The organism is Streptomyces sp. cg40 (assembly GCF_050320165.1).
GTDB lineage: Bacteria > Actinomycetota > Actinomycetes > Streptomycetales > Streptomycetaceae > Streptomyces > Streptomyces hokutonensis.
In genome coordinates this window covers 8,021,705-8,036,048 of the sequence record NZ_CP190128.1, presented here as the reverse complement: position 1 = coordinate 8,036,048, position 14,344 = coordinate 8,021,705, and the positions used below count along the sequence as shown (strand labels likewise).

The window sequence follows — 14,344 nt, the reverse complement described above, 5'->3', positions numbered from 1 at the left end:
TCACTTGGTAAGGGAACGGCAAAATGGTCTCGGTCGTTCACGAGGCATGACAGCTATGACCCCTGGCTCGAACATCCCTCTTCCGGTCTCCCGGGTGGCGGTCGATGTCTCCGCCCCCGTGCGGCTCGACGTGTCGAGCCTGCTGCTCACCGGCGACGGCAAGGTGCGCTCGGACGACGACTTCATCTTCTACAACCAGCCGAACGGCCCGGGTGTGACGTACCGCTCCGGCGGCGGTACGTCCCCGGACGCGATCACCGTCGACACAGCCGCGGTGCCGCCCGGGATCGAGAAGATCGTCGTCACGGCGAGCCCCGACGCCGCGGGGCAGACCTTCCAGGGCATCGAGCCCACGGCGACGATCCGCAGCGCGGACGACGGCTCGGTGCTGGCCACGTTCACGCCCCCGCAGCTCGGCGCCGAGACGGCCCTCGTGGTCGTGGAGATCTATCTCCGCAACGGCGTGTGGAAGGCCCGCGCGGTCGGCCAGGGCTACGCGAACGGCCTGGCGGGCATCGCCACGGACTTCGGTGTCTCGGTGGAGGAACCGGCCCCGGCACCGGTCGCCGCGCCGGCCCCGATGGCTCCTCCTGCCCCGGCCACGCAGGTCCCCATGGCGCCTCCGGTGCCCGCCGCTCCCCCGGCCCCGCCCGCCGCGCCGCCGCTCGGCGCCGGGAAGATCAACCTCGACAAGGGCCGCGTCAGCCTCCAGAAGAACCAGACGGTGTCCCTGGTCAAGGGCGGCCGGCCACTCCTCTCCCAGGTCAAGATGGGCCTCGGCTGGGAGCCGGCGTACCGCGGCAAGGACATCGACCTCGACGCCTCGGTCATCGCCTACGGCCCGCAGCGCAACCACGTCGACAGCTGCTACTTCGGCAAGCTGTCGATCCTCAACGGCGCGATCAAGCACTCCGGGGACAACCTCACGGGCGAGGGCGGCGGTGACGACGAGGTGATCGTGGTCGACCTCGGCCGCATCCCCCAGGAGGTCACCGGCCTGGTCTTCACCGTGAACTCCTTCTCCGGCCAGAAGTTCACCGAGGTCGCCAAGGCCTACTGCCGCCTCATCGACGCCGCGACCGGCGAGGAACTGGTCCGCTTCGACCTCACCAACGCCGAGTCCCAGACGGGCGTCATGATGGCGAAGCTCATCAAGCAGTTCTCCGGCGAATGGGACATGACCGCGATGGGCGACTTCGTGAAGTCGCGGACGGTCAGGGGCATGGTGAAGCCCGCGGCCCAGGCCCTGTAAGCACTCCTACGACCGCTGCGGGCGCCCCTGTCCAAGGGGCGCCCGGCGTTCATTCCGCCTGGGCGGCGGGCCGCAGGCCGTCCGTCAGCAGGGACAGATAGCGGCGGATGTACTTCCCCTGGCCGTTCGCCAACTCCGAGGCCGTGGACACCCCGTGGGCCAGTCGCAGGACCTCGATCGGCTCGATGTCCTTGCGCAGGGTGCCCTCCTGCTGCGCCGCCTCGACCAGTCGCTGTGCCGCGCTCTTCATGTGCGTGCCGCAGACCGTGAGCGTGACGTTGGTGCCGTCCGAGACGGCCGAGCCCAGCAGGGCCTTCATACCGCGCACCTGGATCGTGCCGACGCACACCTCGTACAGCCACTCGGCCAGCGCCTCGCCCGGCGGCAGTTCCTTCGCGAGTTCGTCGGCGCGGGTGCCGAGCGCCTCGATCCGGTCGACGTAGGCCGCCTCCAGGAGCGCCTGCCGGGTCGGGAAGTGCCGGTAGAGCGTGCCGGAGCCGACGCCTGCGCGCTTGGCGATGTCGTCGAGCGACGCGTTCTCCCCGTGCTCGGCGAATGCCTCGGCCGCCACCTTCAGCAGGCGCTCGTAGTTGCGCCGAGCGTCCGCGCGCATGGGCCTGACCTGCGTCATCCAGTTACTCCTTGCGAACCGGGGACTCTCTCCGTATCTTACCGAGTATTAAACGGAGACAGTCCCCGCTTATCTGGGCGGGCAGTCCGCGCTGCCCGCACGCCTTCAGCCGGGGACGCCAGACCGGGAGAACTCCATGTCCACCCCGTCCGCACCGTCCACCACCCATGCTCTCTCCGCGCCACCCGCGCCCGCCAGGCTCGGCGCCGTGCTCTTCGTCGTCGTGACGGCCTATCTGATGGTCGGGGTCGACTCCACGGTCGTCAACGTCGCACTGCCCGACATCCAGAAGGACCTCGACTTCAGCCCCACCGGACTGTCCTGGGTCCTCAACGCCTACACCCTCGCCTTCGGCGGACTGCTCCTGCTGGGCGGCCGGGTCGGCGACATCGTCGGCCGCCGCCGGACGCTCACCATCGGCGTGCTGCTCTTCGCCTCCTCCTCCCTGCTCGGCGGGCTGGCCACCGACAGCGCCTGGCTGCTCGCGGCCCGCGCGCTCCAGGGCCTGGGCGCCGCGCTCATCGCGCCCAACACCCTCGCCCTGATCACCACCAACTTCCCGGAGGGCCCTCGCCGCCACCACGCGCTCGGCATCTACACCTCCATGGCCGGCATCGGCGCCTCGATAGGCCTGGTCATCGGCGGCATGCTCACCTCATGGGCGTCCTGGCGCTGGTCCCTGCTGATCAACGTGCCGATCGGCGCGGCCGTGGCCCTCGCCCTCCCCCGCTTCATCGGCGAAACCCCGCGCCACGCGGGCCGGTTCGACGCCGCGGGCGCGCTCACCGGCACCGCCGGGATGACCTCGCTGGTCTACGCGTTCATCCGGGTCTCCTCGGACGGCTGGGGTGATCTCCAGGCGCAGTTGGGTTTCAGCGCGGCGGCGGCCCTGCTCGCGGGCTTCACCCTGGTCGAGTCCCGCGCCGACCAACCCATCATGCCGCTACGGCTGTTCGCGAGCCGCAACCGCGCGGGCGGATACGTGGGCGTCATGCTGCTGCCTGCGGGCATGTTCGGCGCGTTCTACTTCCTCACGCTGATCAGCCAACGGGTCCTGGACTACAGCCCGTTGCGCGCGGGCTTCGCCTTCCTGCCGCTGACCCTGGCGATGTTCACGGTCGTACGTCTCGTACCGCGCCTGCTCGCCCGGCTCGGCGCGAAACCGGTCCTGCTCACCGGCATGGCCCTGCTCGTCGCTTCCGCGGGCTGGCTCTCGCAACTCGGCCCCGGCGACGGCTACGTGACCGGTCTGCTCGGCCCGCTCCTCCTCATGGGCCTGGGCGTCGGACTCAGCTTCATGCCGCTCAACGCGACGATCCTCGCGGGCATCGAACCCCGGGAGGCGGGCTCCGCATCGGGTCTGCTCCAGACCCTCCAGTGGCTCGGCGGCACCCTCGGGCTGTCGATCCTGGTCACCGTCTACGGCACGGCGACCCGGCACGCGGCCGGATCGCCGTCCGACATCCTCGTCCACGGCTCGGCCCGCGCGTTCGCCGTCGGCGCGCTGATCGCCCTGACCGCGCTGCTGGTGTCGGCCTCGGTGATCACCGGCAGGAAGCAGGCCGAGCGGGCCGGGAGGACGGAGAGGACCGCCTAGAACAGCGCGCTGTACGCGTTCAGCGCGGGCTGTCCGCCGAGGTGGGCGTAGAGGACGGTGGAGTCCCGGTCGATCTCGCCGCGCGCGACGAGGTCGATCATCCCGGCCATCGACTTGCCCTCGTACACGGGGTCGGTGACCATCCCCTCGGTGCGGGCGGCGAGGCGCATCGCCTCCAGGGTGGTCTCGTCCGGGATGCCGTAGATACCGGCGTGGTAGCGGTCGTCGAGTTCGACGTCGTCGACGGTCAACTCCCGCTCGACCCCGATCAGTCGGCCGGTGTTGTGCGCGATGCGGGCCACCTGCTCGCGGGTCTCGGCGGGCTTGGCCGAGGCGTCGATGCCGAGCACGCGGCGCTCCCGCCCGCCCGCCTGCTCGATCGCCCGGAACCCGGCGACCATGCCGGCCTGCGTGGAGCCGGTCACCGAGCACACCACCACGGTGTCGAAGAAGACGCCCGACTCCCGTTCCTGCTCGACGACTTCGTGGGCCCAGTTGGCGAAACCGAGGCCGCCGAGCGGGTGGTCGGAGGCACCGGCCGGAATGGCGTACGGCTTACCGCCCGATTCCTCGACCTCCCTCAGCGCCTGCTCCCAGCTCTCCTTGAAGCCGATACCGAACCCGGCCTTCACCAGGCGTACGTCCGCTCCGGCGAGCCGGCTGATCAGGATGTTGCCGACCTTGTCGTAGACGGAGTCGGGCCACTCCACCCAACTCTCCTGGATCAGCACGCACTTGAGCCCGGCGCGGGCGGCACAGGCGGCGACCTGACGGGTGTGGTTGGACTGCACACCGCCGATCGAGACGAGCGTGTCACAGCCCTTCGCGAGGGCGTCGGCGACCAGGTACTCCAGCTTGCGGGTCTTGTTGCCGCCGTACGCCACACCGGAGTTGCAGTCCTCGCGCTTGGCCCAGAGGGCGGCGCCGCCGAGATGGGCGGTGAGCCGCTCCAGCGGGTGGACGGGCGAGGGGCCGAAGAGGAGGGGGTAACGGTCGTACGAGGAAAGGGACATGGGGTTCTCCCGGGTCAGTCGGTGTCGGCGAGGCTTTCGAGCCCCCGCCAGATCTCGGCCGTCACGCGGACCGCGTCGTCCACGTCACCGTCGGAGCAGGCCTCGATGAGCCGCTCGTGCAGTCCTGCCGAACGGCAGTTGCCGCCCTCTCCGAAGCGCCGTCGCTCCAGGCGGCGGATGAGGGGGGTGTAGCGGGCGACGGTGGCCGCAGCGGCGCGGTTGCCGCTCACCCGGACCAGGACGTCGTGCAGTTCGTCGTCGGCGCGCAGCGCCGCGTCCACGTCCCCGGCGCGCACGGCGGCGGCGAAACGGTCGTTGGCCGCGCGCATCACGTCAACGTCCGTGCCCTGCAAGAGGGGTACGGCGATCCGCGTCACCAACTCGTGCAGGACACCGACGACGGCCGCCGCGTCCCGCACATCGGCGGCCACGACCGGAGTCACCCGGGTGTAGCTCTGCGGCTTGCTCTCCAGCAGCCCCTCCTCCACCAGCCGCGAGAACGCCTCCCGCACCGGCGCCCGCGACAGCCCGAGCCGCTCGGCCAGCTCGGCGTCCCGCACCACCGCGCCGGGTTCGATCTCCCCGGCGACGATGGCGTCACGGATCGCTTCGTAGGCGCGGTCGCGGAGGAGGGTGCGCGGGACGGGTCGTAGCGCGTTCATGAACTGAAATGTTAGATGTCAATCTCCCGTCGGACAAGGGTGTGGCCCGCACCCATGCGTGGGTGCGGGCCAGGTGCCGGGCTTCAGACAGCCCAGGGCCAGTCCGCGTCCCGGGCCGCCTCCAGCAGCGGCACCATCCGGAAAGCCGCGTCCGAGAGGCCGCCGAAGGTGTGCCTGTTGGCCGTGCCGGACGGGCCGTGGCCCGCTCGGTATCCGGCGAGGTTCCAGGTGTAGACCGGCACGTGGGCCGGGACCTGCTCGGTCGGGTCGCCGTAGTGGCTGTACGCGGCCTGCTCGTCGGTGATGATCAGCACCCGGTCCTGTCCCCGGTAGTGCGAGCGGACCGCCGAGGTGGTGTCGGTGCCGCCCAGGTCGCCGAAGCGGCCCAGGATCTTGAGCACCGACTCGCCCGCGGCGAAGTCCAGGCGCCTGCTCGTGGTGCCGAACTCGACGAGGTCCGCGTCCGCCGCCCGCAGCGCGAGCGCCGTGCCGAAGACCGCCGCCGCGTCGGCCCGGCTGAGCTCGGAGCGGTCGGACAGCCGCGAGTAGAACATCGAGCCCGAGCGGTCCACGAGCACCAGCGTGCGGCCCGGCAGCGCGGGCACATTGGCCAGCGAGTGGCCGAGCGCCCGCTCCAGCGGGTACGCCCAGCGCAGCGAGGGCGCGTGCCGGTACGCGGCGAGGTACCGGAAGGGGAACTGGCGCGAGCGCGTGACCTCCGCCGGGTCGCTGATCTTCGCCGCGACCCGCGCGGCGACCTCGTCGGAGACCCCGGCCTCGTCGAAGTTCCGGAGATTCCGGAGGAGCGCCATCGAACCCATGGACGGAATCACCGCCTCCCAGGCCGCCTTGTCCATCGGGCCCTGGAGCCAGCCGGCCAGCGCCTCCCAGGTCATCCCGGCCGCGGCGAGCCGCTCGGCGCCGTCCGGCGCCGTGACGACCGCGCGCCGCTCGACGACCGGCAGCGCCATCAGCTCGCGGTGCGCGGTCAGGACATGGTTCGACGCGGGCGGTACGGCGGTGTCCGGGTGGTGCCGGCGGTCCAGCGCGTACTGGAACAGCTCGCCCTGCCACGCCTTGTCCGGGTCAGGCGCCGCGTGCACCAGGTTGAGGATGTCGCCGAAGCGGTATCCCTTGGACGCGGTGTCGTACTTCAGCAGGGACTTGCCGTTGTAGAGCCGCTGTACGGCGTCGGCGACACCGCGCTTGACGGGCTTGGGGATGTTGCGGCCGTGGCGCGCGGTCCAGTAGGCGAGCAGCTCGCCGGGCTCGTCCGGGCGCCGGAGCACGGAGTCGACGACCTGTCGGTTCGAGGGGCCGTCGGTGGCTTCGGCGTCGAGACGGGCCTTTACGTACTCCGCGGCGCCCACGATCGAGGCCGTACGGAGGTTGCCCTCGCCCCGCAGCCAGCCGAGGAGGCCGGCCGTCCAGGCCGGGTCGGTGACGGCGAGTTCGCGCACGAGGGTCGCGAAGCGGTCGTCGCGCGCGGTGCCGGACTCGTAGAAGGTCTGCTGGGAAACGAAGTTGGCGACGGAGAGCAGAAAGAGCTCGGAGCGTGCGTCCCGCTCACGGCCGCGGCCGCCCTCATAGGTGCGGAGCACCCGGCCCGTGGAGGTGACGCGGGAAACGGGCTGCGCGCGGGCGACCTTCCTGTTGAATCGAGACATGCTGAATTCCCCCGAATTCACTGCTGTTCCGGAGGGAGTGCGCGGCAATGGCGGGCGCCCGAGATCGGAGTCGGCGACGGGACTTATAAGCCAGCGCGTCTTCCGTTCCGCCACATCGGCCCTGGGCCGATGACGGGATTTGAACCCGCACCCGTATCACTACGGACTGGATCCCGAAGTATCCGCTGCCTGCGCACCGGGCACCCGCCATGAGCTGCGCCTCCCGAGATCAAGTCGGCGGCGGTGTCGGATTCTTTTACGAGAAGAAGTAACCGCCGCCTTCGCACCGGGAGGTGCGTGCTGTTGTGATCTCAGAGTAGGAGGCGCAGCTCAGGAGGGGCCAACCAATTAATTCCGTACGGGAGTTCAGCCGCGCTTCTGCCGCTTCCAGGGCCCCGTGATCGCCAGCATGATCCCCGGAGTCTGGATGTTCGCGTACAGGGTCTTGCCGTCGGGTGAGAAGGTGACGCCGGTGAACTCGCTGTATTCCGGCTTGTCTTCGGTGCCGATGTTGAGTTCGTTGCGGGCGATCGGGTAGGTGCGGCCGCTCTCGGTCGCGCCGAACAGGTGCTGGATGCCCTCGCCGTCCTCGGCGATGACGAGGCCGCCGTAGGGGGAGACGGTGATGTTGTCGGGGCCGTCGAAGGCGCCGTCCACGGAGGGGTCGGGGTTGACGCCGAGCAGCACCTTCAGGGTCAGGGTGCGGCGCTTGGGGTCGTAGAACCAGACGGCGCCGTCGTGCTGGACGGGGCTCTCCGTGCGGGCGAACGAGGAGACGATGTACGTGCCGCCGTCACCCCACCACATGCCCTCCAGCTTGCGGGCGCGGGTGATCTCGCCGGCCGCGAACTGCTTGCGGACGGACACCGACTTCGCGTCGCGGTCGGGGACGGTCACCCAGTCGACGCCGTAGACCGTGCCGATCTTCGTGGCGCGCGAGAGGTCGTCGACGAACTTGCCGCCGGAGTCGAAGCACTTGAAGGCTTCGAGGACGCCCGCGTCGTCGGCGAGGGTGCGGAGCCTGCCGCGGCCGTGGTGGAAGTGCTCGGGCGGGGTCCAGCGGTAGAGGAGGCCGTTGGGGTTGGACGCGTCCTCGGTCAGGTAGAGGTGGCCGCGCTTGGGGTCGACCACCACCGCCTCGTGGGCGTAGCGGCCGAGTGCCTTGATGGGCTTCGGGTTCTTGTTGGCGCGGCGGTCCACGGGGTCGACCTCGAAGACGTAGCCGTGGTCCTTGGTGAAGCCGTTGGTGCCGGCCTTGTCCTCGGTCTCCTCGCAGGTGAGCCAGGTGTCCCAAGGGGTGTTGCCGCCCGCGCAGTTGGTGGCGGTGCCGGCGATGCCGACCCATTCGGCGACGTGGTCGCGGCGGACCTCGACGACCGTGCAGCCGCCGGCCGCGGCGGGGTCGTAGACGAGGCCCTCGGTGAGCGGGACGGGGTGGGGCCAGTTGGCGCGGGGGCCGGCCAGCTCGTGGTTGTTGACGAGGAGGGTGGCGCCGCGCGGGCCGTCGAAGGTGGACGTGCCGTCGTGGTTGGAGGGGGTGAACTCGCCCGACTCCAGCTTGGTTTTGCCGCTGTAGGTGATGACGCGGTATTTGAAGCCGGCCGGGAGGGCGAGGAGGCCGTCCGGGTCGGCGACCAGCGGGCCGTAGCCGACGCCGGCATGGCCGTGGCCGTAGCCGGTCGCCGACTCCTCGGCCGCGGTCTCGGTGTCGGTGGCGGCGAGGGCGTTCGGGGCGGTGGCGAGGGCGCCGACGCTGCCCGCCAGGGCGACCCCGGCACCGGTGATCGCGGATTTCGCGGCGAAGTCTCTGCGGGTGAGCGACATGGTGTGTCTCCTGTGACGGTGGGTGTGCCGTGGAGGGTGGCGGACCTCGGTCGGCGCCACGCTTCCGCCCATGTCTGAACATGAGTTGAACACCGGTCGACTTCGCCGGGCTCTCTTCCATGAATCCGTATGCAATAGGCCATCGATCTCTATGTGATCGGCCATGGTCCCGCATGCACTTACCCATGGAAAGCAAAAGCCACCCGTGCCGCGTCAGCCCTCTTCAGTGCCGGTCGGCTCAACTCCCTTGCTGCGAGCGTGCCTTGAAGGCCGCCTTGCGGGCTTCCTTCGCGATCCGCTTGTCGGGGTGGAGTCGGCCCATCGCCTCCAGGACGTCGGCGGTCGCCGGGTGGTCGACCCGCCAGGCCGCCGCGAAGAAGCCGTTGTGCTGCTGGGCCAGGCCTTCGACGAGGGCCTGCAACTCCTCGGAGTTGCCCTCGGCGGCCAGTTGCGCGGCGACCGTGTCGACGGTCAGCCAGAAGACCAGGTCCTCGGAGGGCGCGGGGACGTCGCTCGCGCCGCGTTCGCTGAGCCAGACCCGGGCGAGGCCGCCGAGTTCGGGGTCGTCGAGCACCTCGCGCAGGGCGGGCTCGGCCTCCTGGCCGACGAGGGAGAGGGCCTGCTGGCAGAGCAGCCGGCGCAGGGGTGCGCCGGTGTCGGCGCCGCGGGCCGCCGCCAGCAACTCCCGTGCGGCGGCGAGGGGTTGGCGGCTCGCCAGCCACTGTTCGGTCTCGGCCCGGGCGGCCTTCTGCGGGAAGGCCGACGTACCGTCGAGGAGCGCGTCCGCGCCCTTGTCTGCGAGGTCTCCGACGGCGGGCGCCACGAAGCCGGCCTCCTGGAGGCGGGCCCGCAGGCCGTAGAGGCCGAGCGGGGTGAGCCGCACCATGCCGTAGCGGGTGACGTCGGTCTCGTCGACGGAGGGCGAGGAGCCGTCGGCCGGTTCGTCGAAGTCGGCCATCAGGGCCTCGTCCACGGGCTGGTACTCGACGATCCCGACCGGTGCGAGCAGCCGGAACTGGTCGTCGAGGCGCATCATCGCGTCGGAGACCTGTTCCAGTACGTCGTTGGTCGGCTCCCCCATGTCGCTGGGCACGATCATCGAGGCGGCCAGCGCGGGCAGCGGAACGGGGCCGTCGCCGGGGCCCTCCTCGTTGACGGTGAGGAGATAGAGGTTGCCGAGGACGCCGTCGAGGAACTCGGCCTCCGCCTCGGGGTCCCAGTCGAGTGACGAGAAATCGACCTCGCCGCCCTCGCCGACGGCGTCGACAAGACCGTCCAGATCGGGCACGCTCGCGTCCGCGAGCACGACGTCGAGGGCGCCCAGCCACACCGCGAGGACGTCGCGCGGCGAGCCGGAGGTGAGCAGGGCCAGTTCCTCGCCGACCGCGACGGTGCCCTCGTCCTCGTCGACGATCTCGACCAGCCCGGTGTCGACCGCGACCCGCCAGGCCTCGCTCGCGTCGGCCGCCGCGTCGTCGCCGGTCAGGCCGAGCAGCTCGGCGGCGGCGGGCAGTTGCTCGTCGACAAGGCCGCCACCGGCCTCGACGCGGGTGTCGGGGCCGGCCCAGCGGGCGAGCCGGGCCGCACGGGCCAGCAGAGGGGTGGACAGCGCGTCACGCGCCAGCTCCGCTTCGGAGTGCAGCCGCACCGGCGGCAGGGGGGAGCTGTCTGACATCGGGGGGTTCTCCTAGGCGCCTCGAAGGCCGTACGACGGCCGCACACGACACACGACTCAGCCGCTCAGCCTAGACGGATTTCGACCCATGCCGCCCGGTTCATGTCCCGGCCACCAGGCGTACATGGCTGAAACCTTGACAACTGGGCGGCCCCGCAATGAGATTGACGCGCGTAGAAATGTCATGGACACCCGGTTCAGGTATCTTCTACGCGCGTCGCTACCGCCCCACCGGTCGCGGCTCCCACCGCCGCTGCACAGCTTCATCCACCCTCGTCCCGGCTCATGCATGTCCCCGGAGGGATCCCGTTGCCGAGCAAGTCCTCCGCGCGTCTCGCCGCGCTCACCGTCGCCGCCGTCTGCTCCGTGGCGTCCACGATCGTTCTCACCTCGCCCGCGCACGCCGACGGCGTCCGCATCCACGACATCCAGGGAACGACCCGGATCTCGCCGTACGCCGGCCAGAAGGTCGCGGACGTACCGGGCATCGTCACGGGCGTCCGTACGTACGGCTCGTCCAAGGGTTTCTGGTTCCAGGACGCGACCCCGGACGACAACCCGGCCACCAGTGAAGGCGTGTTCGTCTTCACCAGCTCGACCCCGAAGGTCGCGGTCGGCGACTCGGTCACCGTCTCCGGCACGGTCTCCGAGTACGTCCCGGGCGGCGCCGCCACGGGCAACCAGTCGCTGACCGAGATCACCAAGCCGACGGTCACCGTCGTCTCAAGCGGCAACGCCGTCCCGGCCCCCGTGGTGATCGACTCCCGGTCGGTGCCGAGCGCTTACACCCCGGCCGGCGACACCGCCGCGAGCAACTCGATCAACGCGCTGACCCTGGAGCCCAAGAAGTACGCCCTGGACTACTACGAGTCCCTCGAGGGCATGAACGTCCAGGTCTCCGACGCGCGTGTGGTCACCGCGACCGACCCGTACGCGGAGCTGTGGGTCACGGTGAAGCCGCACCAGAACGCCACTCCGCGCGGTGGCACGGTCTACGGGTCCTACGACTCGCAGAACGGCGGGCGCCTCCAGATCCAGTCCCTGGGCGCCACGGCGGACTTCCCGGTCGTCAACGTCGGCGACAAGCTGACGGGCACCACGGCCGGCCCGCTGGACTTCAACCAGTACGGCGGCTACACCCTTGTCGCGAACGAGATCGGCACCGTGAAGAGCGGCGGCCTCAAGCGCGAGACGACGAAGAAGCAGTCGAAGAACCAGCTCGCGGTCGCGACGTACAACGTCGAGAACCTCGACCCCTCCGACGGCACCTTCGCCGCGCACGCCGCCGCGATCGTGAACAACCTCCAGTCGCCCGACATCGTGTCCCTGGAGGAGATCCAGGACAACAACGGTGCGACGGACGACGGCACGGTCGACGCGAGCGTCACGGTCAACAAGCTGATCGACGCGATCGTCGCGGCCGGCGGCCCGAAGTACGACTGGCGCTCGATCAACCCCGTCAACGACCAGGACGGCGGCGAGCCCGGCGGCAACATCCGCCAGGTGTTCCTGTTCAACCCGCAGCGGGTCTCCTTCACCGACCGCGCGGGCGGCGACTCCACGACCGCGGTCGGCGTCACCAAGGTGCACGGCAAGGCCCAACTCACCGTGTCCCCGGGCCGGATCGACCCCGCCAACGCGGCCTGGACCGCGAGCCGCAAGCCGCTCGCGGGCGAGTTCGTGTTCAAGGGGAAGACGGTCTTCGTGATCGCCAACCACCTGATCTCCAAGGGCGGCGACCAGCCGCTGACCGCGCAGTACCAGCCGGTCACCCGCAGCTCGGAGACCCAGCGCCACGCGCAGGCGACGGCGGTCAACGCCTTCGTCAACGAGATCCTGGCCGCGCAGAAGAACGCGGACGTGATCACGCTCGGCGACATGAACGACTTCGAGTTCTCCGACACCGCGAAGATCCTCGAAGGTGACGGCGAGCTGTACTCGGCGATCAGGTCCCTGCCGAAGAACGAGCGTTACACGTACGACTACCAGGGCAACGAGCAGGTCCTGGACCAGATCCTGATCAGTCCGTCGATCCGCAAGGACTGCTTCGAGTACGACAGCGTCCACATCAACTCGGAGTTCAACGACCAGATCAGCGACCACGACCCGCAGGTGCTGCGCTTCCAGCCGTAGCACCTGCGGGAAGGGCCCACGGGGGTGGGTGGACGGGGTCTCGCCGACTTGCACCAGGTCAGGCGAAGACCCCGTCCAGCCAGTTCTGCCAGGCGAGTTCATTGGTCTTGGCGTCGGCGTCCGGGGCGAAGTCGTGGACGCTGACGCCGACCGGGGCGCCCCAGTGGTTGCGCCCGAAGAAGCGGATCAGCGCGCTGTCGGTGCGCAGTCCGATGAAGTACGGGTCGCGGAAGTCCAGTACGGCGTCCAGGAGTTGACCCTCGGGCCCACGGGCCTGAACCCGCGCACCCTCCCCCGTGTCGTCCGCGAGGCCGAGCGCCCGGCCGACAACTCCGAAGGCGTCGGCGGCGGTTGAGGCGTCGGGCCCGTTGAGCGTGGCGAACGCGACCGGCCGGCCCGCGAAGTGGGTGACGTACTCCCGCAGCGTGTGCATGTAGAAGGCGTTGTGCTTGCTCGCTCCGTCGTACTGGTTGTCCCAGTCGTCGGTGAAGATCCCGCTGTGCACGTAACGCACCCAGGCGCGCCGGCCGCCGTCGCGGGGCTCGATGGTCTCGTCGATCTGGTTGAGGCTCTGGGTCGGGAAGCCGACGTCCTCGGTGCGGGCGGTGATCCGGTGCGGCGGGTCGAAGTTGGTGAGGGTCGACCCGAAGGGCCCGACGCGCTTCTCGCCGTCGAACTCCATGGGCCACAGCCAGCCGCCCGTGCCGGACGTGACGGCGTCCCACACCTGCTCCGGAGTGGCGTCGACCTCAAACTCGTAGACGATCTCGAATTCCTTGGACATGGCTGGCTCCTGAGTACTACTGGTTCTACTGGCCCTCTTGGTCCAGTTCTGGGGTGGACGGCTTCTTGACCGTGGGGTGGACGGCGACCACGATCCGGTGGTCGCGGCCCTCCTCCGCCTCCCCCGCGTCGTACTTGCGGATGAGGGCGCCGACCCCGGCGGTCAGTTCCTGGATGAACGCGGCCCGGTCGGCGGCGGACGCGAAGCGCACCTCGCCGTCCAGTGCGTAGGTCGCGAGCCGCTGGTGGGCCTTGGCCGCGCCGGTGATCAGCGAACCGACGTCCCGCACCAGCCGGGCGCCGAGCGCCAGCAGCCAGCGCGCGGAGAGCTGGTCGCGGAACCGGTCCGGGTCCGGCTGCACGGCGGCCAGCGCGAGCGGCGAGATGACGTACGACGCGGCGGTCGCGCGCATCAGCCGCTCGGTGACATTGCCCTTGCGCCGCTCCCCCGCCAGCTCGACCAGGCCGTGCCGCTCCAGCGCCTTGAGGTGGTAGTTCACCTTCTGCCGGGGCAGCCCGACCTTGCCGGCCAGCATGGCGGCGGACGCGGGTCCCGCCCCCAGCTCGGCGAGCAGCCTGGCCCTTATGGGGTCCAGCGAGACGGCTGCGGCCTCGGGGTCCTCGATCACGGTGACATCCAGCATGCGTCCACCGTCCCACCGAAAACTTTTTTTGTCCAGGGGAGTGAGATTGTCGGTGGGAGCTGTCGGTGTGCGCTGTCGATGGGAGTTGTCGGTGGAGGGCGTCATTCTTGACCGATGAGCACCGATCCGAAGCACAAGCCGCTCCTCGCCACGGACGTCACGATCGACGGCGTCTGGGCGATCTACGACTTCCTGGTACCGCGCCTCGAATCGCTGCAACGTGCTCACGACGACGCGACGGAGGAGCACCGCACGGCAGCGGCTCTCGCCGAGGCGGTGTCCGGCCTCGTGCTGACTGTCGAGCACGCGATCCGCGGCCCCAAGAGACCGCGTCTGGCGCGAGAGCGACGGCTACGACCGGGCCCGGTGGCAGCACGTGAGCTTTCTGGACGTGGCTGCCGAGGCGGAGTACCGGCGCCGCGTCGCCGAAGCCGGCCTCCGGGAAGCCACATAGTCGCCGCCA

The 14,344-nt window shown here is 70.2% G+C and carries 11 protein-coding genes; 3 read left to right on the top strand and 8 right to left on the bottom strand.

The features are described from left to right. The first annotated feature begins 55 nt into the window (after positions 1-55). Positions 56-1,252 carry a TerD family protein gene (locus tag ACQHII_RS36215; protein ID WP_427923218.1) on the top strand — a complete coding sequence of 399 codons (1,197 nt, stop codon included), beginning with the start codon at positions 56-58 and terminating at the stop codon, positions 1,250-1,252. A 49-nt stretch (positions 1,253-1,301) separates the two neighbouring features. On the opposite strand, the gene ACQHII_RS36210 is transcribed toward ACQHII_RS36215, so the two are convergent. Beyond that, positions 1,302-1,883 carry a TetR/AcrR family transcriptional regulator gene (locus ACQHII_RS36210; protein ID WP_427923217.1) on the bottom strand — a complete coding sequence of 194 codons (582 nt, stop codon included), beginning with the start codon at positions 1,881-1,883 and terminating at the stop codon, positions 1,302-1,304. Positions 1,884-2,019: 136 nt separating this feature from the next. On the opposite strand from ACQHII_RS36210, the gene ACQHII_RS36205 reads away from it, so the two are divergent. Further along, positions 2,020-3,480 (top strand): MFS transporter, encoded by a 1,461-nt coding sequence (locus tag ACQHII_RS36205; RefSeq protein WP_427923216.1) that lies wholly within the window; start codon positions 2,020-2,022, stop codon positions 3,478-3,480. On the opposite strand, the gene ACQHII_RS36200 is transcribed toward ACQHII_RS36205, so the two are convergent. The 5 genes from ACQHII_RS36200 to ACQHII_RS36180 all read right to left on the bottom strand — a co-directional run bounded on the left by ACQHII_RS36200 (position 3,477) and on the right by ACQHII_RS36180 (position 10,321). Then, positions 3,477-4,493: a 1-aminocyclopropane-1-carboxylate deaminase gene (locus ACQHII_RS36200; RefSeq protein ID WP_427923215.1), complete on the bottom strand. Its 1,017-nt coding sequence runs from the start codon at positions 4,491-4,493 to the stop codon at positions 3,477-3,479. The genes ACQHII_RS36205 and ACQHII_RS36200 overlap by 4 nt on opposite strands. 14 nt (positions 4,494-4,507) lie before the next feature. Beyond that, positions 4,508-5,155, bottom strand: coding sequence for a GntR family transcriptional regulator (locus ACQHII_RS36195; RefSeq protein ID WP_427923214.1), 648 nt, complete (start codon positions 5,153-5,155; stop codon positions 4,508-4,510). A gap of 83 nt (positions 5,156-5,238) precedes the next feature. Continuing rightward, positions 5,239-6,822: a TROVE domain-containing protein gene (locus ACQHII_RS36190; protein ID WP_427923213.1), complete on the bottom strand. Its 1,584-nt coding sequence runs from the start codon at positions 6,820-6,822 to the stop codon at positions 5,239-5,241. 366 nt (positions 6,823-7,188) lie between these two features. Then, entirely contained in the window at positions 7,189-8,646 is a 1,458-nt protein-coding gene (locus tag ACQHII_RS36185) for an alkaline phosphatase PhoX (protein WP_427923212.1), read from the bottom strand. A gap of 238 nt (positions 8,647-8,884) precedes the next feature. Next, complete coding sequence (locus tag ACQHII_RS36180) at positions 8,885-10,321, bottom strand: hypothetical protein (protein ID WP_427923211.1); 1,437 nt, start codon at positions 10,319-10,321, stop codon at positions 8,885-8,887. Between the two features lie 309 nt (positions 10,322-10,630). On the opposite strand from ACQHII_RS36180, the gene ACQHII_RS36175 reads away from it, so the two are divergent. After that, positions 10,631-12,454 carry an endonuclease/exonuclease/phosphatase family protein gene (locus ACQHII_RS36175; RefSeq protein ID WP_427923210.1) on the top strand — a complete coding sequence of 608 codons (1,824 nt, stop codon included), beginning with the start codon at positions 10,631-10,633 and terminating at the stop codon, positions 12,452-12,454. 58 nt (positions 12,455-12,512) lie between these two features. Here ACQHII_RS36175 and ACQHII_RS36170 read toward each other — a convergent pair whose 3' ends face one another. Next, positions 12,513-13,238 carry an SRPBCC family protein gene (locus ACQHII_RS36170; RefSeq protein ID WP_427923209.1) on the bottom strand — a complete coding sequence of 242 codons (726 nt, stop codon included), beginning with the start codon at positions 13,236-13,238 and terminating at the stop codon, positions 12,513-12,515. 25 nt (positions 13,239-13,263) lie between these two features. After that, the gene (locus tag ACQHII_RS36165; RefSeq protein WP_427923208.1) at positions 13,264-13,881 is read right to left on the bottom strand and encodes an ArsR/SmtB family transcription factor; all 618 of its coding nucleotides are present in this window, start codon (positions 13,879-13,881) and stop codon (positions 13,264-13,266) included. Between the last annotated feature and the right edge of the window lie 463 nt (positions 13,882-14,344).

Coding starts and splice junctions, on each gene's coding strand:
- ACQHII_RS36190 (WP_427923213.1), bottom strand. CDS start 6,822: ATGTCTCGATTCAACAGGAAGGTCGCCCGCGCGCAGCCCGTTTCCCGC.
- ACQHII_RS36170 (WP_427923209.1), bottom strand. CDS start 13,238: ATGTCCAAGGAATTCGAGATCGTCTACGAGTTTGAGGTCGACGCCACT.
- ACQHII_RS36205 (WP_427923216.1), top strand. CDS start 2,020: ATGTCCACCCCGTCCGCACCGTCCACCACCCATGCTCTCTCCGCGCCA.
- ACQHII_RS36215 (WP_427923218.1), top strand. CDS start 56: ATGACCCCTGGCTCGAACATCCCTCTTCCGGTCTCCCGGGTGGCGGTC.
- ACQHII_RS36210 (WP_427923217.1), bottom strand. CDS start 1,883: ATGACGCAGGTCAGGCCCATGCGCGCGGACGCTCGGCGCAACTACGAG.
- ACQHII_RS36185 (WP_427923212.1), bottom strand. CDS start 8,646: ATGTCGCTCACCCGCAGAGACTTCGCCGCGAAATCCGCGATCACCGGT.
- ACQHII_RS36195 (WP_427923214.1), bottom strand. CDS start 5,155: ATGAACGCGCTACGACCCGTCCCGCGCACCCTCCTCCGCGACCGCGCC.
- ACQHII_RS36180 (WP_427923211.1), bottom strand. CDS start 10,321: ATGTCAGACAGCTCCCCCCTGCCGCCGGTGCGGCTGCACTCCGAAGCG.
- ACQHII_RS36200 (WP_427923215.1), bottom strand. CDS start 4,493: ATGTCCCTTTCCTCGTACGACCGTTACCCCCTCCTCTTCGGCCCCTCG.
- ACQHII_RS36165 (WP_427923208.1), bottom strand. CDS start 13,881: ATGCTGGATGTCACCGTGATCGAGGACCCCGAGGCCGCAGCCGTCTCG.